Origin of the sequence: Mesorhizobium sp. LSJC280B00, assembly GCF_000502835.1 — a bacterium.
GTDB lineage: Bacteria > Pseudomonadota > Alphaproteobacteria > Rhizobiales > Rhizobiaceae > Mesorhizobium.
In genome coordinates, this window is sequence record NZ_AYVL01000011.1 from 99,500 (window position 1) to 124,087 (window position 24,588).

The 24,588-nt window shown below is 63.0% G+C and carries 22 protein-coding genes and 2 pseudogenes; 11 read left to right on the plus strand and 13 right to left on the minus strand.

What is annotated here, in order from left to right:
• Positions 1–161: 161 nt before the first annotated feature.
• Entirely contained in the window at positions 162–584 is a 423-nt protein-coding gene (locus X773_RS56495; RefSeq protein WP_031211929.1) for a hypothetical protein, read from the minus strand.
• A gap of 191 nt (positions 585–775) precedes the next feature.
• Here X773_RS56495 and X773_RS56500 point away from each other — a divergent pair, with 191 nt between their 5' ends.
• The 6 genes and pseudogenes from X773_RS56500 to X773_RS56525 all read left to right on the plus strand — a co-directional run bounded on the left by X773_RS56500 (position 776) and on the right by X773_RS56525 (position 7,348).
• Entirely contained in the window at positions 776–1,588 is an 813-nt protein-coding gene (locus tag X773_RS56500; RefSeq protein ID WP_023677237.1) for a methyltransferase domain-containing protein, read from the plus strand.
• Between the two features lie 569 nt (positions 1,589–2,157).
• A complete protein-coding gene (locus tag X773_RS56505; protein ID WP_023677239.1) occupies positions 2,158–3,693 on the plus strand; it encodes a DUF2778 domain-containing protein in 1,536 nt (511 codons plus the stop codon).
• Positions 3,694–4,068: 375 nt separating this feature from the next.
• Positions 4,069–4,928, plus strand: a pseudogene (locus tag X773_RS56510) (ThuA domain-containing protein).
• A gap of 53 nt (positions 4,929–4,981) precedes the next feature.
• A complete protein-coding gene (locus tag X773_RS56515) occupies positions 4,982–6,070 on the plus strand; it encodes a Gfo/Idh/MocA family oxidoreductase (RefSeq protein ID WP_023677242.1) in 1,089 nt (362 codons plus the stop codon).
• Positions 6,071–6,086: 16 nt separating this feature from the next.
• Entirely contained in the window at positions 6,087–6,467 is a 381-nt protein-coding gene (locus X773_RS56520; RefSeq protein ID WP_023677243.1) for a GFA family protein, read from the plus strand.
• Positions 6,468–6,889: 422 nt separating this feature from the next.
• On the plus strand, positions 6,890–7,348 hold the full coding sequence (locus X773_RS56525) for a cytochrome c (protein WP_023677244.1): 459 nt from the start codon (positions 6,890–6,892) through the stop codon (positions 7,346–7,348).
• A gap of 447 nt (positions 7,349–7,795) precedes the next feature.
• Here X773_RS56525 and X773_RS77350 read toward each other — a convergent pair whose 3' ends face one another.
• Positions 7,796–8,098, minus strand: coding sequence for a hypothetical protein (locus tag X773_RS77350; RefSeq protein ID WP_198023562.1), 303 nt, complete (start codon positions 8,096–8,098; stop codon positions 7,796–7,798).
• Between X773_RS77350 and X773_RS56530 the strand changes: the two genes are divergently transcribed.
• The 3 genes from X773_RS56530 (at position 8,087) to X773_RS56540 (ending at position 10,636) form a co-directional block, all read left to right on the plus strand.
• A complete protein-coding gene (locus X773_RS56530; protein WP_198023563.1) occupies positions 8,087–9,373 on the plus strand; it encodes a LuxR family transcriptional regulator in 1,287 nt (428 codons plus the stop codon). The two genes, X773_RS77350 and X773_RS56530, sit on opposite strands and share 12 nt — an antisense overlap.
• Positions 9,374–9,503: 130 nt before the next feature.
• Complete coding sequence (locus X773_RS56535; protein ID WP_023677246.1) at positions 9,504–10,169, plus strand: hypothetical protein; 666 nt, start codon at positions 9,504–9,506, stop codon at positions 10,167–10,169.
• A 14-nt stretch (positions 10,170–10,183) separates the two neighbouring features.
• Positions 10,184–10,636, plus strand: a complete 453-nt coding sequence (locus tag X773_RS56540) for a nuclear transport factor 2 family protein (RefSeq protein ID WP_023677247.1) — start codon at positions 10,184–10,186, stop codon at positions 10,634–10,636.
• 638 nt (positions 10,637–11,274) lie between these two features.
• Here the strand turns inward: X773_RS56540 and X773_RS56550 are convergent.
• The 9 genes from X773_RS56550 to X773_RS78130 form a co-directional block, all read right to left on the minus strand.
• Positions 11,275–12,018, minus strand: coding sequence for an amino acid ABC transporter ATP-binding protein (locus X773_RS56550; RefSeq protein WP_023677249.1), 744 nt, complete (start codon positions 12,016–12,018; stop codon positions 11,275–11,277).
• A gap of 25 nt (positions 12,019–12,043) precedes the next feature.
• Positions 12,044–12,718, minus strand: coding sequence for an amino acid ABC transporter permease (locus X773_RS56555; protein ID WP_023677250.1), 675 nt, complete (start codon positions 12,716–12,718; stop codon positions 12,044–12,046).
• The gene (locus tag X773_RS56560; protein WP_023677251.1) at positions 12,715–13,386 is read right to left on the minus strand and encodes an amino acid ABC transporter permease; all 672 of its coding nucleotides are present in this window, start codon (positions 13,384–13,386) and stop codon (positions 12,715–12,717) included. Before X773_RS56560 ends, X773_RS56555 begins: the two co-directional genes overlap by 4 nt.
• 156 nt (positions 13,387–13,542) lie before the next feature.
• Entirely contained in the window at positions 13,543–14,331 is a 789-nt protein-coding gene (locus tag X773_RS56565) for an ABC transporter substrate-binding protein (protein WP_023677252.1), read from the minus strand.
• Between the two features lie 111 nt (positions 14,332–14,442).
• On the minus strand, positions 14,443–15,606 hold the full coding sequence (locus tag X773_RS56570; protein WP_023677253.1) for a saccharopine dehydrogenase C-terminal domain-containing protein: 1,164 nt from the start codon (positions 15,604–15,606) through the stop codon (positions 14,443–14,445).
• Entirely contained in the window at positions 15,603–16,106 is a 504-nt protein-coding gene (locus X773_RS56575) for an Lrp/AsnC family transcriptional regulator (protein ID WP_023677254.1), read from the minus strand. Before X773_RS56575 ends, X773_RS56570 begins: the two co-directional genes overlap by 4 nt.
• Positions 16,107–16,490: 384 nt before the next feature.
• Positions 16,491–17,537, minus strand: a complete 1,047-nt coding sequence (locus X773_RS56580; protein ID WP_198023564.1) for an acyltransferase — start codon at positions 17,535–17,537, stop codon at positions 16,491–16,493.
• A gap of 268 nt (positions 17,538–17,805) precedes the next feature.
• A complete protein-coding gene (locus tag X773_RS56585) occupies positions 17,806–18,531 on the minus strand; it encodes a 3-keto-5-aminohexanoate cleavage protein (RefSeq protein WP_023677257.1) in 726 nt (241 codons plus the stop codon).
• Positions 18,532–18,614: 83 nt separating this feature from the next.
• Positions 18,615–18,902: a hypothetical protein gene (locus tag X773_RS78130; RefSeq protein WP_245274724.1), complete on the minus strand. Its 288-nt coding sequence runs from the start codon at positions 18,900–18,902 to the stop codon at positions 18,615–18,617.
• Between X773_RS78130 and X773_RS56590 the strand changes: the two are divergent.
• Positions 18,783–19,428: pseudogene (locus tag X773_RS56590) on the plus strand (2OG-Fe(II) oxygenase). The gene X773_RS78130 and the pseudogene X773_RS56590 overlap by 120 nt on opposite strands.
• A gap of 30 nt (positions 19,429–19,458) precedes the next feature.
• Here the strand turns inward: X773_RS56590 and X773_RS56595 are convergent.
• Positions 19,459–20,814, minus strand: a complete 1,356-nt coding sequence (locus X773_RS56595; RefSeq protein WP_023677260.1) for a sigma-54 dependent transcriptional regulator — start codon at positions 20,812–20,814, stop codon at positions 19,459–19,461.
• Between the two features lie 6 nt (positions 20,815–20,820).
• A complete protein-coding gene (locus X773_RS56600) occupies positions 20,821–22,680 on the minus strand; it encodes a sensor histidine kinase (RefSeq protein ID WP_031211942.1) in 1,860 nt (619 codons plus the stop codon).
• Positions 22,681–22,918: 238 nt separating this feature from the next.
• Here X773_RS56600 and X773_RS56605 point away from each other — a divergent pair, with 238 nt between their 5' ends.
• Positions 22,919–24,250 (plus strand): dicarboxylate/amino acid:cation symporter, encoded by a 1,332-nt coding sequence (locus X773_RS56605; protein ID WP_031211944.1) that lies wholly within the window; start codon positions 22,919–22,921, stop codon positions 24,248–24,250.
• Positions 24,251–24,588 lie beyond the last annotated feature (338 nt).

Below are 24,588 nucleotides of genomic sequence, written 5' to 3' on the forward strand. Positions count from 1 at the left end.
ATAAAAATCGGGAGGAAAACCATGAACAGCATGAGCCTCACCACACTTGGACGAAGTCGACCGGGTCGAAGCGGTGAAACGATGAACCGCTCAAGGCCACGCACGTCATCAAAAGGCCCGCGTCTCCGAAGAGGACGCGGGCCGGTTTTCGTCGGCAGGCGCTAGGCAGGTATCAAGACGGCGATGCGGTGGATGCCGACCACCTTGCTGGTGTTGGCTGCCTCGTCGGTCTTGCCCTTGGAGCAGGTGTACACGTCACCTTCCTTGAGCTTGAATTCCTTGTCCGCCTTCTTGATCGTGAATTCACCGGCAGCAATGGTGCAGACCATGTCGTTGTCCATCACCATTTGAGGGGCGGCTGCTCCGGGCTGAAAGACTATATCGACAATTGAGATGCTCTTGTAAGCGGGGATATCGGAATTGCCGGTGCCGACCTCGACCAATCTGACGCCGGGGGCTATCTCCTTGCCTTCCTTCGGGCCGTATTTCTTGACCTTTGCAGCAGCCGCCAGCGTGAACAAAGGCGTTACCGCTGCCGCCGTCACGCCAAGCGCGATTGCAGACCTGCGATTTATGGTTTTCATCGCATCCTCCCATTTTATGTTTGGCCACGCACCAATGCGCATGACCACAATATATTAACACATATGCAGATAATTGCAGCACGGCGTTTCGGAGCTTCCGGGAGCGAACCGCCTCCCGGTCGAATGCGACCGAATAGCAAACAATTCCATGCTATGCTGACGAGCCATCAAACGGACGGCGGGGGATAGCAATGTTGGAAACGGACAAGGTATTCGCCGGCTCAATTCCGGAAAACTACGACCGCTATATGGTGCCGTTGATTTTCGAGCCGTTCGCCGCAGATCTTGCACGACGGGCAGCGTCCTTGTCGCCAAGCGCCGTTTTGGAAACCGCCGCGGGCACCGGGGTTGTCACCCGCGCATTGGCGCCAAAACTGTCGCCCGGTGCAAGCTATGTCGTAACCGACCTCAACCAGCCGATGCTCGACTACGCCGCTTCGCGGCAAGCTCCCGACGATCGCATCAAATGGCGTCAGGCGGATGCTCTGGCGCTACCGTTTGAAAATGCGGCCTTCGATCTCGTTTGTTGTCAGTTCGGCGCGATGTTCTTTCCCAACCGCTCATCTGCCTATCGCGAAGCCCGGCGAGTCCTGAAGCCCGGAGGACATTTTCTATTCAGCGTATGGGATCGCATCGAAGAGAATGTATTTGCGGACGATGTGACGAATGCCCTGGCGAGGATTTTTCCGAACGATCCGCCGCGCTTTCTGGCACGCACGCCGCATGGCTACCACGATACGGCACTGATCCGTAGCGAGCTGGAGGACGCAGGTTTTTCCGGTGTGGTGATCGAGACGAGAGCCGAACAAAGCCGTGCCTCCTCGCCGCGCCTTCCGGCCGTTGCTTATTGCCAGGGCACTCTCCTTCGCAATGAAATCGAGGCCAGAGAGGCGGGAAAACTGGACGCTGCAACCGACTACGCCGCAGCCGCGATTGCAGACAGGCATGGCAGCGGCGAAGTTGCTGCCAAAATCCAGGCTCACATAGTGGTGGCTGTGGCCTAGGTGTTGGATATCCCGCTCCGGCACTTGGCGACATTCAGCTGCTGTGCGGCAAACATCTTGCCGCTATCCCGAATTCTCAGACGTTAACGTTCATTCGCCCGAGTGGCAGGTCGACAAGTGCCAGGTCGATAATCGCCGGTTTGACCGAACGCCGGGGCTTGATGGCGGCGGCTGCCGGCCGCAAGATTCTGGTCGGCCCGGCTTCACTTTCGCAGCCATGGCCGACTCCGCCCAGCAAGGTCTAGTCATTTCGCTTTCTTGACTCGGCCGACAAAAACGGGCAGCAAAGTCATCATTGGAGGGCAGTTTTGCCAACTATGCAGGTTTTGGAGGGCGTTTTTCGGTGTGACCGTCGCCCAATCGGCGGTCGGTAGAGGGATTGGTTAACCAACTTTGTCCATCTTTTGAATCAATCGGCAACAGACGCAAAGCGTGCTGGGGGCACCAGGCGAACTGTGAATGTCACGGCTGCGAAATCCGCTAGCCGGCATCGGCCGATTGAGAGTGGTTGAATGGCGTTTGTAAGTGCGAAAACCCGGGGTGACAGTCCTGCAACTGGATTGACTTCGATGAGGCCCGGCCTACGCTGGGTCGCGGTTCCGGCCGTCGGCGCAGCCATTGCTTTATGGTCGGTGGCGACTTTGGCCGGCCTTTATTCAGTGGGAACCTCGCTCAGCGCCGCTTCCAACGGTCTCCCGCAAAGCCTGCTCGCGCCGCGCACCATCGCGCTTGCCGATCCTCGCCGCAGCCTTGCAAAGGCGCAGGCCCCGACATGGGCCGCGGCCAACGCGGCGCTGTCGGCCAAGCTGCTGCAGCACGGGTGCGATGCCAACTGCCTGCGGTCGGCGTCGAACTTCGTCCACCAGGGAAAATCGGCCCGCCTCAAGCGCAACACCGTGCCGCTTGTCGCCGATGCGTCGCGGCAATCGAGCTTCGACGACGTGGTCGCCAAGGCCGCGCTGTCGCCGCAAAAGCTTGCCGCCGCCTTTGCCCGTGCCTCAGCCCGCTCTCCCGTCATGCTCGCCAGCCTGCCGGCCCACGCCCGGTTCGCCGAGCCGGTACGCATACCCGACCCGAACGGCCCGGCACCGGTGCGCTTCGGGCCGGAGGTGGCGGAGATCGAACGCTCGTCGCGCCTGGCGCTGGCGCTGGCGAATACATTGCCGGAGCAGATGATCGATGTGCTCCCGGCAGCCATCGCGGCAAGCGAGCCCGCGGCTTCGCAAGAGCCGCAAGAACCTGAGGTCCAGCTAGCCTCGCTGCCGCCGCAAGACGACATGCCCGACAGCATTCCGCTGCCGACGCTGCGTCCGCGGGCGGACATCGATAAGCCGGCCGAGGCGCCGCGGGCTCAAGCGTCAAGAGATCAGGCGCCAAAAGACCAGGCGCCAAGGGCCCAGGCGCAAAAGGATCAAGCATCGAAAACGGAGCCGCCCAAGGCGCAGACCTCTAGGACCGCCAGGGCGAGCAAGGTGCAGACGGCCGACGCTCCGCCGGCCGAGACGCTACCCGGCAGCCTGTCGCCTCGCAATTCGTCACAAGCGGCAGTGCCGGCCGTGTCGGGCAAGCCGGGCAAACGGTCGAAGACGCAGGGCGGCGACATGCTGGCCTATGCCAAGCCCGACATGCCTTCCGGCGGTCTCGGCGGAGCCTTCAGGAACCTGTTCACCACGCCCAACATGGGTACTGGCGTCGCCGTCTACGACATCTCGGCCAAGACCGTCTATATGCCCGACGGCTCGCGGCTGGAGGCACATTCGGGACTGGGCGCGATGGTCGACCAGCCACGCTACGTCCACAAGAAGAATGTCGGCCCGACGCCGCCGGATACCTACAATCTGACGATGCGGGAATCGCGCTTTCACGGTGTCGAGGCGATCCGTCTGACGCCGGCCAGCGGCAGCAACAAATATGGCCGCGACGGCCTGCTCGCCCACACCTACATGCTGCGCGGCGGGCGCGCCGAATCCAATGGCTGCGTCGTCTTCAAGGACTATGCCCGCTTCCTCGCCGCCTACAAGAAGGGCAAGATCAAGCGGCTTGTAGTCGTGCCGCGGCTGTCGAAGCCGCTGACACGCGTCGCCCAAGAGGGGCGAGGCGCTTAGATTGCTCGCGGCGGCGGAGAATGAAAGCCGCTCTGTAGCGTTCCTTCGCGCCCCCCTCTGTCCTGCCGGACATCTCCCCCACGAGGGGGGAGATCGGACTTCGCGTTTGTCTGCTGCCATCCTGCAACGTTGGCGATTGGCGAAATCGCCGATGACAGCCATCTCCCCACAAGTGGGGGAGATGTCCGGCAGGACAGAGGGGCCGCTGTCCAGGGCGCTGTCCCGCCGGCATCGCTGGTTTTGCCGCGTGGACTTTCCCGCCCGCTTTCCAACAGATTGTCAGCAGCCGGCCGCGAAACGGTTTTCATTCCCGGCCGAGGATATTATGACTGACCCGTAGGGGCGGCTCCAGCTTCAAACAATCACGAGGACATCATGACAATACGCGCTGTCGTCTGGGGCGAGAATATTCATGAGCGGACCAACGAGGTGGTCGCGGGCATCTATCCCGAGGGCATGCATGCGACGATCGCCAATGCACTGAAGCTCGACCCGGAGATATCAGTGTCGTGGGCGACGCTGGAGCAGCCGGAGCATGGGCTGCCGGCCGACCGTCTGGCCGAGACCGATGTCTTGCTGTGGTGGGGGCACAAGGACCATGGCGCCGTCGCCGACGAAGTGGTCGAGCGCGTGACGCGCCGCGTCTGGGAAGGCATGGGGCTGATCGTTCTCCATTCCGGCCACTTCTCGAAAATCTTCAAGAAGCTGATGGGCACGCCCTGCACGCTGAAATGGCGCGAGGCGGGCGAGCGCGAACGGCTTTGGGTGACCAGCCCCAACCACCCGATCGCTGCCGGGATCGGCGAGTATTTCGAGCTCGAGAACGAGGAGATGTATGGCGAGCAGTTCGCCGTGCCGGAGCCGCTCGAGACCGTCTTCATCTCGTGGTTCCAGGGCGGCGAAGTGTTCCGGTCGGGGCTGACCTATCGCCGCGGCNGCTCGAGACCGTCTTCATCTCGTGGTTCCAGGGCGGCGAAGTGTTCCGGTCGGGGCTGACCTATCGCCGCGGCGCCGGCAACATCTTCTATTTCAGGCCCGGCCACGAGACCTATCCGACCTATCACGACGCCAACGTCCACAAGGTGCTGCGCAATGCGGTGAGATGGGCGCACAACCCCCAAGGCTCCAATCCAGCCATCCTCGATGCGCCGAACGTGCCGGTGGAAAAGGCACTTGAGCCGATCGTCGAGCGCGGCGGAAAACTTCATTCCGCCGGCGAAGCCGGCTTTCGCTAGACCAAATCCATGATCGAACAAGAAGATAAAGCCCTGTCCTAAGGATAAGAATCATGCGCCTCTTGATACTCGGCACCGGTTGGATGGCGGAGGAGCACGCCAGGCAGTTCGGCAAGATCGAGGGCGTCGAACTGATCGGCGCCGTCGATCTCGACCGTACGCGTGTCGACAAGTTTTCGGACATCTACGGTATCCCCAACCGGTTCGCGTCGCTGGACGAGGCGCTGGCGTGGGGCAAGTTCGACGCGGTGGCGAACGTGACGCCCGATCGCATCCACCATCCGACCACCATGATGCTGATCGCGGCGGGCAAGCCGGTGCTGTGCGAGAAACCGCTGGCCGAAAATTACCAGAAAGCCAGTGAGATGGCCGCTGCCGCCGAGCGGGCCGGCATCATCAACATGGTCAACCTGACCTATCGCAACGTCGCGCCGCTGCAGAGGGCGCGCGCCATGGTGCTGGCCGGCGAGATCGGCACCGTCAGGCATGTCGAGGCGTCCTATCTGCAGAGCTGGCTGATATCCAAATTCTGGGGCGACTGGCGCACCGATCCGAAATGGCTGTGGCGGCTGTCGCGCGGCCACGGCTCCAACGGCGTGCTGGGCGACGTCGGCATCCACATCCTCGATTTCGCCAGCTATGGCGCGGCGCTCGACATCGACCATGTGTTCTGCCGGCTGAGATCCTTCGACAAGGCGCCCGGCAACCGCATCGGCGAATACGAGCTCGACGCCAACGACAGCTTCACTATGGCGCTCGATTTCAGCAATGGCGCTTTCGGCGTCGTCCATGCCAGCCGCTGGGCAACCGGCCATTTGAACGAACTCCGCCTGCGCATCTACGGCGACAAGGGCGGCATCGAAGTCGTGCACAATCTGACCGGCTCGGAGCTGAAAGCCTGCATCGGCAAGGATGTCGAGAACGCCAAATGGCAAGTTCTGGGCGCCGGAACGGTGCAGACCAACTACCAGCGCTTCGTCGATGCCGTGCGCAGCGGTGTCCAGGCCGAACCGTCGTTCCGGCATGCTGCCGAATTGCAGAAGGTCCTGGACCTCGCCGTCGTCTCGGATGAGAAGCGGGCCGAATTGAGCACCGATACGCAGCGATATCGTTCAGGGAATCGTGAGAGGAGCCAGCCATGATCACGCGGCGCGCCGAATGTTCCTGCGCTCAGCTGTCAGCCACCTGCTCGGGCGAGCCGGTACGCGTCTCGTCTGCCATTGCCTGGCCTGCAAGCGACGCACCGGCAGCGCGTTCAGCTTCAACACGTGGTTTGAGGAAGGTGACGTTTTTGTCCAGGGCCGCTCGGCGGAGTTCACGCGCATTGGCGACGAGGGCGGCCGCGTCATCTACAGCTTCTGCCCGGATTGCGGCACCACCGTCCACTACCGGATCGACACCCAGCCCGGTCTGACCGCCACCCCGGTGGGCGCTTTCGCGGACCCTGCGTTCCCGCCGCCCTTCCTGTCCTTCTACCACGAGAGCCGGCGCTGCCAGTGGGTCGAGGTCCGAACCGAACCTTTGGCGACGTTCGGCTGAAGCCGCCGGCCACAGCCGGCTGACGTTTTAGGTCAAAACCCAATCATTCTGAACGACCGAGTTCGACCCGGTCCGACCGTACAAGGCATTTCAGGCGACGAAGTCGATCCATCACCGTGCGTGGCTCGATCGCGCCAAAACAAGGCATTGTGCGTCGGCTGAGCACGCTCCATCACACTTGCGCTCAACGGGGCACGACAAGTGCCGACGGTCCAATTGATCGCTGATAGTTACTACGTGCTGGCCATGCTAGAATTCAGCGTCCCCGACGCGGTTAAAATCGGGGAATTGCGACCGGTTGACGGCGCGGGAGGTCGACGGACAAACCACGAACAGACCACAGGGAGGAAGCAATGTTTCGGACACCAGTTCATCTTGCATTCTTGACAGCGTCGATTGTTGCCCTGCCATCTTACGCGGCCATGGCCGATGACACACAGATCGCGCGCGGCGAATATCTGGTTACGATTGCCGGCTGCAGCGACTGTCACACATCCGGTTACTTCTTCGGGAAGCCCGACATGTCGCACTTCCTTGGCGGTTCAGATGTGGGCTTCGAGATTCCTGGCCTTGGTGTCTTTGTCGGCCGTAATATCACGCCTGACAAGGAGACCGGTATCGGAAGCTGGACCCCGGAGCAGATCGTCACCGCGATCCAGACCGGCGAACGGCCGGACGGCCGCATCCTGGCGCCGATCATGCCTTGGCGCGATTTTGCGCATCTCACCGCGGATGACGCCATGGCGATCGCGGCATTCCTCCAAAGTGTGAAGCCGGTCAGCCACCAGGTTCCCGGCCCGTTCAAACCCGGGGAAGCGGTGTCGACCTTCATGATGCGGATTATGCCGCCGGGGGAAACCGCAGCCGCTGCAACGAAGTAGGGCGGCTTTGATCGGAACGAGATTTTTCGCCGAATTTTTCGCCGAATAATGTGTGAATGTCCGCCTTGGAGGTGGTGAGGCCGATATCGGAACGGCAGAAATGGGTCGATCGAGCCGTTGCGCGAGGGGAGCTTTGAGAAGCGCCATGAATGTCGCGATATTGGCGCTACCTACTCGTTCCCGTCGACGAGACGAATGGCAGCATTCCACCACCGTTCCCGGTCCTCGGCGGCGGACGCGATGAACGGCTCGATTGAGCCCGAAACGAACTTCTGTCACGTTGGTAACCTGGCGCCACCTCCTCAGCAAGATATGTGCTATTCTGAGGCTATGCCCGCGCCCTCCGACCGATCACCCGACAAGTCGCCGGAAGACGGTGCAGTTGCATCGGATCCGTATGCGGAGCTAGCCAATCGCGGCGATTGGTCCAGGCTTCACCGCGAACTGTCAGACAGAGACCGCTGCAGTGAACTTGGCGGCGCCGAGCTCCAGCGCCTCGGGGAAGCCGCCTACATGCTTGGGCGCGAGGAGGAATTCGTTCGGGACTACGAAAGGGCCTTCGAAGAGCATCTCCGGAACGGACGCGAACGATCCGCAGCGCGTTGCGGCTTCTGGATCGGGCTCACCCTGATGTTTCGCGGTGAATTCGCCCAAGGCAGCGGATGGCTGACGCGCGCCAACCGGCTGGTCGAGGATCATACGCAGGAATGTGCAGAACACGGTTACCTTCAGCTCCCAATGGTCGAACAAAGCCTCGCCGCCGACAGTCCGGACGAAGCATTCGCGCACGCAACACGTGCCGCGGAGATCGGACAGCGCTGCGAAGATCCGGACCTCTTGGCTATCGCGCGCCACCTTCAGGGGCGGATATTGATCCTGCGCGGCGACTATGTGCGCGGCTTCGAACTGCTGGACGAGGTGATGGTTTCGGTCACCTCGGGCCGGCTCTCACAATTCGTCACCGGGCTGGTCTACTGCAGCGTGATCGAGATCTGTCAGAAATTTCATGCCACGGGCCGGGCGAGGGAATGGACATCGGCGCTGGTCGGATGGTGCGCGGGACAGCCCGACATCGTTGCCTTCACCGGCAGATGCCTGATCCACCGGGCCGAAATCCTGATCCTCGACGGCCACTGGGACGAGGCCGGCCGCGAGGCCGGTGTCGCCAGCATCCGCCTTCAGCAGGGGCCCTCGAAGCACCACGCCGGTCCGGCATTCTACCAGAAGGGCGAGGTATTTCGCCTCCGCGGCCAATGGGACGAGGCCGATGCCGCCTATCGCGCAGCGAGCAGGCTCGGGTTCGATCCGCAGCCGGGGCTGGCGCTTATGCGATTTCAGCAGGGGCACGAGCAGCCGGCCCTTTCGGCGATCCGCCGCGCACTGCAGTCCGTCGACGACATGCCGGGCAAACTCCGCCTCTTGCCGGCTGCGGTGGAAATCACTCTCGCTGTCGGTTCGGCCGATGACGCTTGGGAGCTGTGCGAAACACTGCACGACTGCGCGCGCCAATATTCCGCGGATGCAGTCCGCGCCGCAGCCGCTGAGGCTACCGCGCGGGTGCTGATCCATGCTGGTCGAGCCGCGGAGGCATTGGCCCATATCCGGCGCGCGGTAGCGATCCTCTGGGAGCTTCGGGCGCCCTATCATCTTGCCCGGATGCGGGTGCTGACAGCGCGGGCCTGTCTCGCAACCGGCGATACTGAAGCGGCGCGGACCGAACTGGACGAAGCGATAAGACTTTTCCGCGAGCTCGGCGCGCGCCCCGACGAAGCCGTTGCCGGCAAGCTGCGGGTCACTATGACGGCGACAGGCAGCGAAGTTCTCACCCCCAGACAGACGCAGGTTCTGCGCCTGATCGCGTCAGGCCTGACCAACCCGGAAGTTGCCGGCGAGCTCGGTCTGAGCCAGCGGACGGTAGACCGTCACGTTAGCGATATCCTGACGCGGCTGAACGTGCGCACGCGCGCGGCAGCCACGGCCTATGCGGTCGAGCACGCCCTGATCGGCATGGACGTGTTTGGGTAATCCTACCCAAGCCAAAATTTCTCGTTGCGTGGGTACTTACGCCGAAGCGGGCAACCGTGGCGCGGGTCTAAACCTCATGGCGTGGTAAAGGCCGCAGGAGGTTTTCCCGATGCAAACGAATAATAACAACATGAGCGGGCCGGGCGGTGTCTGGCTCGCCACCGGAACGCTGCTGCTGGCGGCTGCGCTCGTCTTTCACGGGCCACCGGACGCGGATTTGTCTGTTCAGATGCAGAATATCGCCGAGGGCCATGGGCGATGGGCTACGGTCCATTGGACGGCGGCAGCGGCGCTGTTCCTGATCGCCGGCGCTTCGTTCCTGAACCTGGCGCTCAACCCCCGGGTCCGGCATTCGCCGATGCTGAGTTCTGCCTGGATGGTGATGGCTCTCGGCGCCCTGACCACGTTCTCCACCGCAGTCGCCGAGGCATCGGTGGTCGCGGTCGCGGCGGACCGGGGTGACACCAGCGCCTTCATGACCTGGTGGGCGTTTTCCGGCGGCATGGGTAACGGATTCTGGGCGCTCGCCCTGGCGACAGCGCTTGTCGCGTATCACGACGCCCGCGATGACGTCGGGATACTGCCCCGATGGGCCGCGATCGTCGGCTCGGCGTTCGGTATCCTTTCGGCAACCGGGTGGACACTCGGTGAGCAGCTCGGGATCGGCATCGGAGGTCCGATCTGGCTGATTTCCTCGCTTCTCATGTGCCTGTGGCTCGCGTGGTACGGGCTGTCCTCAAGGAGCCTCCGGTCGGGCAAGCCACAGCGCAAAGCGCCTGATCCAGCATCATCGTAAGACAGGAGGAAAAAATGTCCCTTCAAACGAAGGAAATCGAAGCGACGATCCACGACGTCCACGAATTCTTCACCGACTGGGTGACGGGCCGATGCCGTGGCGACGATGCGACGTTCAAGAAGAACGCGCTCGACCGGATCAGCGAAGATCTGGTCGCCATCATGCCAGGCGGCAGGGCGTTCGGGAAAAAAGACTTCGCAGGTTACATGACGAGCATCTACGGATCGAATCCGGCCTTCCGTATCAAGATACGCGACATCCGGATCAGCCATCAAAGCGCCGACCTGGCGGTCGTGAACTACCACGAATGGCAACGCGACGCGAAGGACTCCGATCAACCGAACAATGGCCGGGTCACGACGATGGTGGTCCGCGATCGCGGCTACAGCCGGGGGCCCGAGATCTTGCAAGTTCATGAAACCTGGCTCCCAGCCGATGTCGTTCAGTCCGCGGATTTCGCGTTCTGAGAAGCGTCGGTCCAAAACGGGCAGAGAAAGGAATTGCGCTGGCGGGACCATCGGCTCTGCCGGCGTCATCGAGCCAGAACTGTGCTTCTTTCAGCCCGTCGGCTGGGTCGAGATCAGCGCCGACCCTCTGGCGACGTTTGGCTGAAGACGCCGGCCACGGCCGGCTGACGTTTTAGGTCAAAACCCAATCATTCTGAACGACCGAGTTGAACCCTCTGCAGACCTCTCGGCATGCTGTGTAAACCACGTCCGTTAGTTGATATTGAGGGCCAGGGACTCGGCCGCTATATTGAAAGCGTGATGCGCTTTCTCTAATTCGCAAGTTGCTTCTTCCGCCTGCCTGCTCGCTATTAACAATATTCTTGTCCGATTTTTTCGTTTGGGAGGCCGGCATGTCAGGATTGTATATCAATCAATTAGAGCGCCTAAAGACGGCGAAAGGGGAAGAGCTTTTGACTGCGGATCGGTTAGAGGATGGAAAGATTGCTAACGTAGCTCCACCGCCTATCCCGAGTGACAAGCGCATTAAGATTGAGCGTGGCGACAGAGCTGTGACCAAGGTCACGGTGCGCGAGTCCTAAGGTCGATTTCCACTCATCTCGGTCGCAGCCGGCAGTCAGCTAATTGAGTTGTTAGCCCTAATGCCGCAGGATCTTGCTCAGGAAGGCGCGGCTGCGGTCGGTCTTCGGGTTGGAGAAGAACTCGTCCGGGGTGCCGCTCTCGACAATGGCGCCGGCGTCCATGAACACAACGCGCTGGGCGACCTTGCGGGCAAAGCCCATTTCGTGCGTCACCACCATCATGGTCATGCCTTCCTCGGCCACCGCGACCATGACGTCGAGCACTTCGGAGATCATCTCGGGATCGAGGGCCGAGGTCGGCTCGTCGAACAGCATGATCTTGGGGCGCATGCCGAGGCAGCGGGCGATCGCCACGCGCTGCTGCTGGCCACCAGACAGCTGCGCCGGATAGGCGTTCACCTTGTCGGCGAGGCCGACCTTGGCGAGCAATTCGCGCCCGGCCTCCTCGGCTTCAGCGCGCGGGATCTTGCGGACATGGATCGGCGCCAGGGTGACGTTCTCGAGCGCCGTCTTGTGCGGGTAGAGGTTGAACGACTGGAAGACGAAGCCGATCTCGGTGCGCAGCCGCGTCATGTTGGTGGCGGGGTCGCCGAGGCGCTGGCCGTCGACCGTCAGGTCGCCGTCCCGGATCGTCTCCAGCCCATTGATGCAGCGGATCAGGGTGCTCTTGCCCGAGCCGCTCGGGCCGCAGACGACGACCACTTCGCGCGGCTCGACGCTCAACGTAATATCCCTGAGCACGTTGAGCGTGCCGAACCATTTGTTGACGCCGCGAAATTCGATCATGCCGGTTTTGGTCATATTGCCGGACCCTTGAGGTTCGATGTCACAACTGCACCTCGCCATGCGCCGCGCCCATGCGTTGCTCCAGCCGGCGTGCCAGCATGATCAGGGGGTAGCAGACGATGAAGTAACCGAGCCCGACGAGGAAGAAGACCAGCAGGCCGTTCGGCACACGCTGCACCACCAGCCAGCCGACGCGGGTAAGGTCGGTGAGGCCGATGGCCGAGACCACCGAGGAATCCTTGATCAGCAGCACATATTGCCCGACCAGCGGCGGCAGCACGATGCGCATCGCCTGGGGCAGCACCACCTGGCGCATGCGCTGCCAACGCGACAGGCCGGACGCCAGCGCCGCCTCGACCTGGCCGGTCGGGACCGAGCGGATGCCGGCGACGACGATCTCGCAGATGAAGCAGGCGGCCAGGTTGGTCAGCGCGATGATGCCGGCGGTGAAGGCGTCGAGCTCGATGCCGAGTTCCGGCAGAATGAAGAAGATCAGGAAGATCTGCACCAGGAACGGCGTGCCACGGATCAGGTCGACCCAGGCACCGATCGCGCCGCTGATCAGCCGGTTGCCGCCGGTGCGCAGGATGCCGAGGCCGAAGCCGAGCAGCGTGCCCAGCACCAGGCTGATCAGCGACAGCACCACGGTCATGCCGAGGCCGCGCAACGCGAGGGGATAGCTGCCGGCGATGCTTTGCAGCTGCTGCCAGATCATGTCCGTGCCCCCGCGAGGCCGAGCCAGCGCCCGGAGAGCGCCGCCAGTCCCTTCAGCCCGTAATAGAGCAGGAGGTAGAAGGCGGCGATGGTGATGAAACCTTCCGCCGGCATGAAGCGGTCGGAGGCGAGCAGTTGGCCGGCGCGCGTCAGCTCGGCGACCGAGATCAGCGACAGCAGGGCGGAATCCTTGACCAGCACGATCGCCTGGCCGAGCAGCGGCGGGATCGTCACCTTGAACGCCTGCGGCAGGATGACCAGGCGCATGCGCTGGACATAGGTCATGCCCGAAGCGACGCCGGCCTCGACCTGGCCGCGCGGGATCGACAGGATGCCGGCACGGATGATCTCGGCGACATAGGCGCCGCTGTTCAGCGACAAAGCGAGGATGCCGACGACGAACTCGGGCAGGATGAGGCCGAGCCGCGGCAGGCCGAAATAGAGGAAATAGAGCTGCGCCAGTAAGGGCGTGGCGCGCACCGCGTCGATATAGGCCTTGGCCGGGACGCGGAACAGCCGGCCGCGCTGCAAATTCATTGCGGCGAGCACGATGCCGACGGCGAGCGCGCCGGCAAAGGAGAGGACAGACAGCCACACGGTCGTGACGAGGCCCTGCCCGAACAGGGGCAGATATTCGACGATGGTGCGGAAGCTGAAGTTTTCGAGCATTTTGGACGGTGAATGGTGAATAGTGAATAGTGAATAGTGAGTAGTGAGTAGGGCGTACGCGAGTAGCGAGTAGCGAGTAGCGAGTAGCTCTTCTCTACTCCCTACTCCCTACTCCCTACTTACTATTCACTATTCACCATTCACCATTCACTCTACTCAGTGATCCTTCTTCCAGGCGTCGGAATTCACCCAGTAATCGAGGTTCTTCTGCAGGCGGCCGTCGAGGCTGACCTGGTCGAGGAACAGGTTCATCCAGACCAGCAGGTCCTGCTCGTCATAGCGCGTGGCGAAGGCCAGTGGCTCCTTCGACAGCATATCCGGCATGATGGTGAAGCTGCCGGCTGGGTAAGCGGTCGACTGGCCCTTGACCGCCGAGACGTCGTTGACGCCGCAATCGGCCTGGCCGTTGTTGACGGCGTCGAGCAGCAGTGGGCCGCCGCCCTTGTAGCTCTTGATATCGGCATCGGGGAAGGCGGCCTTGGCTTCCTTCTCGCCGGTGGCGCCGAGCAGCACCGCGATCTTGGTTCCCTTGGCCTTGCAGTCCTCGGTGGACTTGAAGGCGGTCCCAGCCTTGGTGAAGACGGTGCTGCCCGTGTACATGTAAGGCTTGGTGAAGGCGACCTTCATGCCGCGCGCCAGTGTCGGCGTCATGTCGGCGACCAGAAGATCGGCCTTGCCCGACAGCAGCGCCGGGATCAGGCCGTCCCAGTCGAAGTCGAGGAAGGTGATCTTGACGCCCATTTCCTTGGCCATCAATTCGGCGAGTTCGACCGAACTGCCGGTGCGTTCGCCGGCAGCACCCACCAGCGAGAAGGGCGGGCCTTGCGTCTGCACGGCGACGCGCAACTCACCGCGCTTGGTGATCTCGTCGAGCGTTCCCGCACTGGCGGCAGCGGTAAGGCCGGCGAGCGCAAGGCCGGCGATGAAAAGCTTGGCAATCTTCATTTGGGCATTCCTCCTTGTTGTCGTTTGTTGTTCCACTTGTTTGCTTCACCCCATCGAGGTGCTTTTTGAGCGGCAGCGCCGTTGCCGGCGGCAACCACCGTTCGAAAATCTTCAATCCCAGCTCACCGTTTCGGCGACATTGATGGCGCGCCTGGCGAGCTCATCGAGGAAGCGGCCATCCGGCACATGCAGCAGCGGGTTGAGCAGGCCGGGCGTGGCGATCTCACGCCGTGCCAGCATCTGCGCCACGATACTGGCGGGATAGCCGACGCCAAGGCTCATGCCGAACAGGCCGGAGGCGAGGTCGCGTTCGATGACCAGCTCCGAGGTCACCGTCTTGCGGCGGCCGCCTTCGCTGCCGACAAAGACGTTGCGCATCACGCAAAGGTCCTTTTCGTCCGCGCCATATTGCAGTTGCGGGCCAAGCAGCCGGCCGAGGAATTCGCGTGGGCTAACGCCGGTGCCGGGCACTTTGTCCTCGGACAGGAAGCCGAGCTGCTTCAGCGGCGCCCAGAACGCCGACCAGCCGGGCCAGCGCAGCGAATAGCGGCCGGAGCGCTGCAGCTCCTTGGCGGCGGCGAGCATGCCGGCATAATGCGGCGCGTCGCCATTGGGGAAGGCTTCCAGCCTGCCCAGCCCCGCCACCTCGATCTCGTGGATGAAACGATTGTCGTGCTGGCGGGCGGCCGGCACATCGACCCGCTTGCCGTCCTCGACCAGCACGCTGTCGCGATTCTGGCTGGCCAGAACCATGTCGAAATTCCAGCTCACCTTGTAGCGCAGCGGCTCGACCACCGCGTTAGGCTCGGGAATGCCGCCGCAATAGGAATCGATCGCGGTGATGGTGTCGAACTGGCCTGCGGCGCGTGCGTAGAGCACAAGGTCGATGCCGGGGTCGAGCCCGCATTCGGTCACGATCGAAACGCCGGCCTTTTCGGCCTCCGGCGCGAGGTCGGCGATGGCCTTGCCGTAATTGGTGGTGACCAGCGGCGTGCGCGTCGCGATCGCCGCCTGCACCGCCTCGCGCATCAGCGGTTGCGGCAACAGGTCGATGACCGCGTCGACGTCCTTCATCACATCGGCCAATGCTGGGCCGATCGCGCCCTCCGGCACGACGAAACGCACCCGGGCAAGGTCGGTCAGGCCGCCAAGCCGCGCAGCGCCGTCGGTTGCGGTGTCGAGGCAGACCACTTGCTCGACGCCGTCGCTGGCAACGAGATCGGCGATCGCCGCCCGGCCTTGCAGGCCGAGGCCGCCGAGAACCGCGATCTTCATGCCATTTCCTTCCGCGTCTCGTCCGACCAGCAGCCTTCCGGCAGGCTGACCCATTTGTTGCAGGACGCCATGACGACGAAGGTCTCGCTGCGCACGACTTCGCCCGGCTCACCGGCGCCGGGGATCAGCTCGCTGGTGACGCGGTAGAGATCGGCGACATCGCCGGCCACGGTTACGTCGACGATGATGTCGAAGCGCCCGGTGACGACGGCGGCCGAGTTCACGAAAGGCAGTTCGGAGATGCGCTGCGCCAGTTCCCGGGCGCGGCCGCGTCCCTGCGCATTGATGCCGACGATCGCCGAGATCAGCTCGGGGCGTTCGGTCAGGTTGAGCAGCCCGACGATCTTGAGCAGGTTGCGGTCGAGCAGGTTGCGCAGCCGCATGCGCACCGTCGGCACCGAGATCGCCATCTTCTCGGCGAGGCGGTTGACGCCAAGCTGCGCATCTTGCGACAGCAGCTTGACCAGTCGCCGGTCGGTCTGATCCAGATGTTCCCGCAAACGCTCAGGCTTTCATAAAAGGAAAGAAACTATCGTATTTTCTTTCTGATATGAAAATACCTTATGAGAGATTTTTAATAACGGCAAGAGCCATGTCATCCGCCGTGCCGCTGTGCCTATCGGCAGTTTCGTCGATGTCGCCACATTTTGTTCTTGCTTTGTGCCGGCAGCTATGCTACTAATTTGGGTATGGTGCTGATTCACACCGACGACCCGCCCGCCGAGGCGGTTTTTTTGTGTTCAGGACACCTTTGGAGGTTCAGCGCCGCCGGTTTGAGGCTGGCGGGACAGCGCCGTTCGGGACGCGCTGTGTTCGAGGGTGCGCAAGAGGTGCAACGCACCTCCATAGCACGCCGACCAAGTTGGTGGGGGCGCAGCAGCAACTCATTGCGCCTTCACCTGATGGGCGGAACGGCTCATCCGCGATATGGCCAAAAGCGGCTTTTCAATAAAACTGTAGCTGGCCAGGCAGACGGCAATGCAGGCGGTGACAATAACCACGCCTGCAAGCCATGGTGACAGATTGGCGCTTGCAACGACAGGAGCGGTCGCAAGCAGCACGATAGGATGCGTCAGATAGAGAGAGTAGGAAGCATCGCCCAATATTGCCAGCACGCGAGGAGCAAAAAGCCGGAAGTAGCTTTCCAGGCTGATGCAAGCCGCGACAAGGATCAACGCCGGGATTCCCTGAGCAAGGGTTCGCGGCAAGTCGAAGCCAAGTACCATCACCAGCACGGACATGATGGCGAACACGATTGCCGAGGCACCCAAGACGACAGGCAAGCGCGCCAGCCTGCCGACCAGGTGGCCGAGAGCCATGCCGGCAAGGAACTCAAACAGGATTGGCGTGGTGTAGAAAAACAGCACAGTGTCGGCGGCGGGTTTGAAGATGATGCGTGCAGCAACGGCGATTGCAAAGACAACGCCGACCGCGGCCATTTGCGTCAACCTGCCAAAACCCATAGTCGCCGCGAACAGAATGTAAAACAGGATTTCCAGATTGAGCGTCCAACCCACGCCAAGCACCGGTTGGACATAGCCTGTGACCGTATCGAGATAGGGTATGAAAAGCAGGCTATTGGTGGTCTGCTCAAGAGACACTGCACGACCGGCAAACAACCAAAGTGCGGCGACCATGAGGAAGGTCATAACCCAATAGAACGGAACGACGCGCGTGAACCGCTGCATCAAAAAAGCACGGTGGTCACGACGTCTGTTCTCCGTCGAGAGAACCATGACAAAACCGCTGATGACGAAAAACAGGTCGACGCCACTGTTTAGAATGGGAATACGCAGATCGAGCATGCCCAGTGCGGCCGGAAGATGATAGACAACAACCATGAGAGCTGCCAGCCCGCGCAAGACCTGTATCGATGTATACTGTTGAACCCGACGCGGCGCAGCGTGATCATTCTCTGGAATGATGTTCATTAAAAAATGGTCCCCGAAGCAGGAGAACATTAACATACGGGATCGTTGATGTGCTGATTAATCGCCGGTTTAATTAATACATAAAGTTTTATATAAGATTTACTGACATTATCGTGCGGCTGCACTCTAGATCCGCCTGACTTCGGCCGGGGCTTTTCGGGTTTGGTCCGGAGCGTCAACGGGCAGGCCCCTCGTGCTGCCCTCCTTGCCAAAACTTGGCATCTCCCCTGTGAAGAGGAGAATGGCCGTCATCAACGCTTTCCTCGCGTTACCGGCTGGTCTCGAAGATCGCGACGGCTGCCGCTGTCAGCGCGGCGTTACCGGATGCCACCGTTCCATCAGGAAGCTCCTTGCCGTCTTCCAGTCCGACGCGCGTCGACCAGTTGCGCTCCGCCGCCCGGTGCACGAAAGGCCAGACCGTGGCGTCGGCGCCGTGCAGTAGGATCGCCCGGCGCATCCCGGCGCCGTCGAGCACCGCGGCGATGCCGTCGCAGACCTCCAGCGCCGCGTCCGGCTCCTGCTCGGAGATTTCGATCAGGATGCGCAGCACCTGGCTGCTGTGGTCGAGGCGGACCAGGCGCTGGGCATCGGCGACCGAGGCGAGGCCGGCCTCGATGCCAATACCGCGCCGTCGCAGGCTTTCCATGACGGCGGGCGCTGCATTCTCGCTGAGATTGACCGAGGCATAGTCGGGCAGCTCGCTCCAGGCGGCGATCGCGGCCAGCGTCCGCTGGTCGTCGTTCTCGATCCAGGCACCCGTCGACACGCCAATCAGCGTCCCCGGGCAGGCGCGGCGGAGCGCCAGCACCGTCCGGTCCATCGCCGCCGGAGCCAGGCTTTCGCGACCGTCCAGCCCGCGGGCATGAACATGCAGTTCGGCGGCGCCGGCGGCGATGCAGGCCGCGCCGTCACGCGCCATGGCCTCCGCCGTCAGCGGCAGTTGCGGATGATAATCGGCGCTGCGCGCGCCATTGATGCAGGTCTGGACGATCATGGGGGTGGCGGCCCGTTGAAGTGGAACAAGTTTAGCGCACAACAACGAAATGGGAAATTGGATGGTGTCCCATCCCGCGAGGCTCACCCGGCAAGAAACGGGTGGTCCGCGCGCGCCGTTTCACCCATCTCAATGACACGGAAGCCACAGGAGGCGAAGCCATGACCATCCTTTCGATAGGCGCGAAAGCGGCGGTGAAATCGGCGGAGGTGCGCGTTGCCGGATATGACTGGCGGACGCTGGCCGATGAGCTGAGCGGCTATGGCTGCGCGGTGATGGAAAAGCTGCTGACGCCGCAGGAGTGCCGGCATATCGCCGGACTTTATCCGGACGAGAGCCATTTCCGCAGCCATGTCCATATGGCGCGGCATGGTTTTGGCAAGGGCGAGTACCGTTTATCCCTTGCCCGACTTGATCGGCGGCTTGCGTACCGCGCTCTATCCGGGCCTGGCTGCGGTCGCCAACGACTGGAACGAGCGCATGGGTATCGCGCAGCGCTATCCCAACGAACACGCCGCGTTCCTCAGGCAATGCCACGAGCAGGGCCAGACGCGGCCGACGCCGCTCCTGCTGCAATATGTTCCCGGCGACTTCAACTGCTTGCATCAGGATCTCTACGGCGATCTGGCGTTCCCGCTGCAGGTGGCGATCCTGTTGTCCGAACCCGGCAAGGATTTCACCGGTGGCGAGTTCGTGCTGACCGAGCAGCGTCCGCGCATGCAAAGCCGCGCCGAAGTGGTGCCGCTGCGCCAGGGCGATGCGGTCGCCTTCGCGGTCCACAATCGACCGGTCCAGGGCACACGAGGCAATTACCGGGTCAATCTCAGGCACGGCGTCAGCCGGCTCCGTTCCGGCATGCGCCACACCGTCGGCATCATCTTCCACGACGCCAAGTAACCGGGCCGCCCGGTCAAGCCCTGGCGACGATTACCTCGAAAAATCGCTGCGCACGATGCCGTGGCGCTGGAGCTTGTCGTAGAAAGTCTTGCGCGGAATCCCCAGCGCCTCGATCGTGCGCCTGACGTCGCCCTCGTTGCGGCCAAGCGTCTCGCGGATGATGTCGGCCTCGTAGCGCTCCAGCCGCTCCGGCAGCTTCACGGCGGTGTTCGATTCGGTCAGGGCAGGGGGTTGTGCTTCGGCGCCTTCCTCCAACCCAAGCACGAACCGCTCGGCGAAATGCGCCAGTTCGCGCACATTGCCCGGCCAGTCATGGTCGCTGAGATGGCGATGCACCGAAGCCGGCACTGCCGGCACCTGGCGGTGGAAACGGGCGGCGGCGCGCTCGGCGAAGTAGAAGAACAGCAGGGCGACGTCGTCGCGGCGTTCGCGCAGTGGCGGGATCGAGATCGTCACCACGTTGAGCCGGTAGTAGAGGTCCTCGCGGAAGGCGCCGCGCTGGCGCGGATCGCCGAGATCGACCTTGGCGGCGGCGACGACGCGCAGATCCACCGGCCGCACCTCGTTGGTGCCGAGCGGGGTGACCTCGCGCATCTCCAGCACGCGCAGCATCTGCACCTGTGTCGAGACCGGCATGCTTTCGATCTCGTCGAGGAACAGTGTGCCGCCGCTGGCGTGCTCGATGCGGCCGATCCGTTTCTTCTGCGCGCCGGTGAAGGCGCCGGCCTCATGGCCGAACAACTCGCTCTCGATGACGGTCTCCGGCAGCGTGCCGCAATTCAGCGCGACGAAATTGCCCTTCGCGCGGCGGCTCCAGCGATGCAGAAGGCTTGCCACCACCTCCTTGCCAGAGCCGGTCTCGCCGGTCACCAGCACATCGACGTCGGTGTCGGCGATCTGGCGTAGTGTGCGGCGCAGCCTGTCCATCGCCGGCGTCTGGCCGATCAGCGGCAGGCCGTCCTGCGCCTCTCCGGCCGCCTCGCGCAAGGCGCGGTTCTCCATCACCAGGCGGCGCTTTTCCGCTGCGCGGCGCACGCTCTGTACCAGCCGGTCGGCGGCGAAGGGCTTTGTGATGAAGTCGTAGGCGCCGTCCTTGATCGCCTTGACGGCCATGGCGATGTCGCCGTGGCCGGTGACGAGGATGACGGGAATGTCGGCATCCAGCCGCAGGATGCGATTGAAAAGCTGCAAGCCGTCGATCTGAGGCATGCGGATATCCGACACCACGACGCCGGTAAAACCGGCGTCGAGCCCGGCCAGCGCCTCGGCCGCCACCGCAAAGGCGGAGACCGAGAAGCCGGCAAGCTCCAGCGTCTGCACGGTGGCCTTGAGGAGATCGCGGTCGTCGTCGATCAGGATCACCGGCGCGGCATTATCGTTCGTCATGATGGCTTACGCTGCTGTCTGGAGATGAATGGTGAAGCGGGTGCCGCTGTCGTCGCTTGAGACCTCGATGCGGCCGCCATAATCGGCGACGATGTCCTTCGAGATGACGAGGCCAAGGCCAAGGCCTTTTTCCTTGGAGGTGTTGAATGGCGTGAACAGCGATTTGAGGATCGCGGGTGGAATGCCGGGTCCGTTATCGGACACGCCGACCGTCACGCCGTCCGCGGTCTCCTCGACCGACACCTGCACATGAGCGTCGTCGCGGCCGTCGAGTGCTTCGAGCGCGTTCTGGAAGAGGTTGATCAGCACCTGTTCTAGCCGCACCCGATTGCCCATGACCTTGAGGCTCGGCGGCGGCAGGTCGATGGCCAATGCGTCGAGCCGGCCGGCAAAGCGGCTTCTCAACAGCATGACGGCGCCCTCGACGACGCCGCGCAATTCGACAGGCTCGGCGGCGGTGCGGCCCTTGCGGGCAAATGCCTTCAACTCCTCGGTGATTGAGCCGATGCGTTCGGTAAGGGCTGCGATAGCGCCGAGGTTTTCCTCGGCCGGCCCGGTCTGCTTGCGGTCGAGGAAGGTGCGGGCATTGTCGGCATAGGCGCGTATGGTGGCGACCGGCTGGTTGATCTCATGGGCGACACCGGCCGCGACCTGGCCGAGGATGGCGAGGCGGTTGGCCTGGACCAGATCCTGCTGCACGATTTGGAGCTTGGCTTCCGTGCTGCGGTGGCCTGTTATCTCGGCCTGCAACCGGTCGCGGGCGCGGCTCAAATCCTCGGTCCGTTCGACGACGCGGCGTTCGAGTTCGGTGCGGGCCGCCTGTTCAGCGGCAATCCGCATCTGCGCCGACTGCCGGCGCCACAACAGATACGCGGCAAGGCCGAGCAGCGGGACGACGACGCCGAGCGCAAGAAGCCGCATTTCGCGGACGGCGGCGGCGATCGGCGCTTCGACCGGGACAAGATAGTCGAGCCGCCAGGGGGTCGAAGGAACCGTCGTGGAAAGGCTGAGATACTCCGCGTCGCTGCCGCCGGGTGTCACCGCGTGGACGATCGACACATCCGGGCTGAGCGCCCGCGGGTGCTTGATCGGCAACGGCACAAGCGGCGCGTCGCCGAACTGTTGGCTGTCGCGGATCGCGGCTTGCTTAGGTGCGGCCAGCGGTGCGGTTGTCATGAAACGCCAGGACGGCACGCTGGTGATCAGCACGACGCCATTCTCGTCGCTGACATAGGCCGGGCGGTTTGCCTCGCGCCAGTCGGCTTCGAGCTGGTCGAACTCCATCTTGACGACGACGACGCCGAGCGGTGCGTCTGTGTCGCCGACGCGCCGCGAAATGTAGAGGCCAGGGCGCTTGCTGACATTGCCGAGCGCAAAATACTCGGCGGTTCCGGCCTGCATCGCGCCGGAGAAATAATCGCGGAAACGGTAGTCATTGCCGACGAAGCTGATCGGCTCGCGCCAGTTGCTGGAGGCGATCGCCAGTCCATCGGTGCCGACGACATAGAGTACCGACGCCTTGGTGCCGGAGACCAGCCCCTCGAGCTTGCGGTTCAGCACATCGATTGCCGCGGCATTTTTCTGCGTCAGCGCGTCACGCACTTGCTGGTCTGCGGACAATAGCAGGGGCAGGGCACGCGGGCTTTCGAGCACGGCGCGCAGCAGCGCGACCTTCAGATTGGCGTCGGTACGCCCCTGCGCCGCCAGGGTCTCGACCTCGGCGGTGCGGCCGTAGAGGCCGGCGCCGTAGAGCGCTGCGGTGACGATCAGCAGGGCGACGGCCGCAAACAGCAGCCAGGCTCGGCGCGCCCGCCTGGCGAGTTGCTCGGGCGTCGAAGACAAGGCACCGGCGGGGCGTTGCAGCATCGCCCATTTGTGCATGAACTCGCACAAAACACAATTCGACCTATGCGGAGAGTCGCACTTGACCATGCGTCCGGCAGTGCGGACGTTTGCGAATGCTCAATAAAATCAATGCTGAAGCACTCTTCTGCGTATCTGGCACGGCTGTTGCAAACACGAATTCAGCAGTCGCGAGGCTGCTGGTCTCAAAACAACTGCCCCGGGGAGTCGAGCTTTCGATCGGGGCGCCATGGAGGACGTCATGCAGACAGCAATCGCTGCCGCCGAGCCGCGCGGCAAACTTCCCTTATACCGGCATCTTTATGTGCAGGTGCTCGCGGCGATCGCCGCCGGCGTGCTGCTCGGCCATTTCTATCCCGAAACCGGCGAGGCGATGAAGCCGTTCGGCGACGCCTTCATCAAGCTGGTGAAGATGGTGATCGCGCCGGTGATCTTCCTGACCGTGGCGACCGGCATCGCCGGTGTTTCCGACCTGCAGAAGGTCGGCCGCGTCGCCGGCAAGGCGATGATCTATTTCCTGGTGTTCTCGACGCTGGCGCTGGTCGTCGGCCTGGTCGTCTCCAATGTCGTCCAGCCCGGCGCCGGCATGCACATCAATCCAGCGACGCTCGATACCGCCAAGGTGGCGGCGTATGCCGAGAAGGCGCACGACACAACCATCGTCGGGTTCCTGATGAACATCATCCCTGACACCATCACCGGCGCCTTCGCGCAGGGCGACATTTTGCAGGTGCTGTTCTTCTCGGTGCTGTTCGGCGTCGCCCTGGCGTTGGTCGGCGATCGCGGCCGTCCGGTTGTCGATTTCCTGCAGGCGCTGACCACGCCGATCTTCCGCCTCGTCGCCATCCTGATGAAGGCCGCACCGATCGGCGCGTTTGGCGCCATGGCCTTCACGATCGGCAAATACGGCATCGGCTCGATCGCCAATCTCGCCATGCTGATCGGCACGTTCTACTTGACCGCGCTGCTGTTCGTGCTGGTGGTGCTCGGCGCGGTTGCCCGCTACAACGGCTTCTCGATCCTGGCGCTGATCCGCTACATCAAGGAAGAGCTGCTGCTGGTGCTTGGCACCTCGTCCTCGGAAGCGGCATTGCCGGGCCTCATGGCCAAGATGGAGCGCGCCGGCTGCAACCGCTCGGTGGTCGGCCTGGTCATCCCGACCGGCTATTCCTTCAATCTGGACGGCACCAACATCTATATGACGCTGGCGGCGCTGTTCATCGCGCAGGCGACCGACACGCCGCTCACCTACGGCGACCAGATCCTGCTGCTCGCCGTCGCCATGCTGAGCTCCAAGGGGGCCGCCGGCATCACCGGCGCCGGCTTCATCACCCTGGCGGCGACGCTTTCGGTCGTCCCCACCGTGCCGGTCGCCGGCATGGCGCTGATCCTCGGCGTCGACCGCTTCATGTCGGAATGCCGGGCGCTGACCAACTTCATCGGCAATGCGGTGGCGACAGTGGTGGTGGCACGCTGGGAGGGAGAACTCGACCAGACGAAGTTTGCCGCCGCCATGGCCGGCGACTTGCCGGAGGAAGTCGACCTGTCGCTGCCGGGTTTGCAGGCCGCCTGACCGTCTAGGCCACATGACCACAAGGCCCCGGAGGCGGTTCGCCGGCTTCGGGGCAACAGCGGCGGCGGTCGCGGCATGCCGCCTGAAACGCAACCTGAAGTGGCGCTATTTTCGATGCGGGGCTTGTTCCAGCCGCATTTGCAGGCCAGTATCCGCCGTGCCTTCATGGCACCGTCCGCTTCGCTCCCGACCTGATCGCGAGGCGAGACATTTCCGTCGGGCTCGGTTTGCAACATCATCCTTGCCGAACCGTCGGAGCTTTTGCTGCCGACCGCGTTCTGACTATGGCGGCAGCCCTCGAAGGCAATGGCGGCCTCACTGCGAAGTCGCAAGCGAAA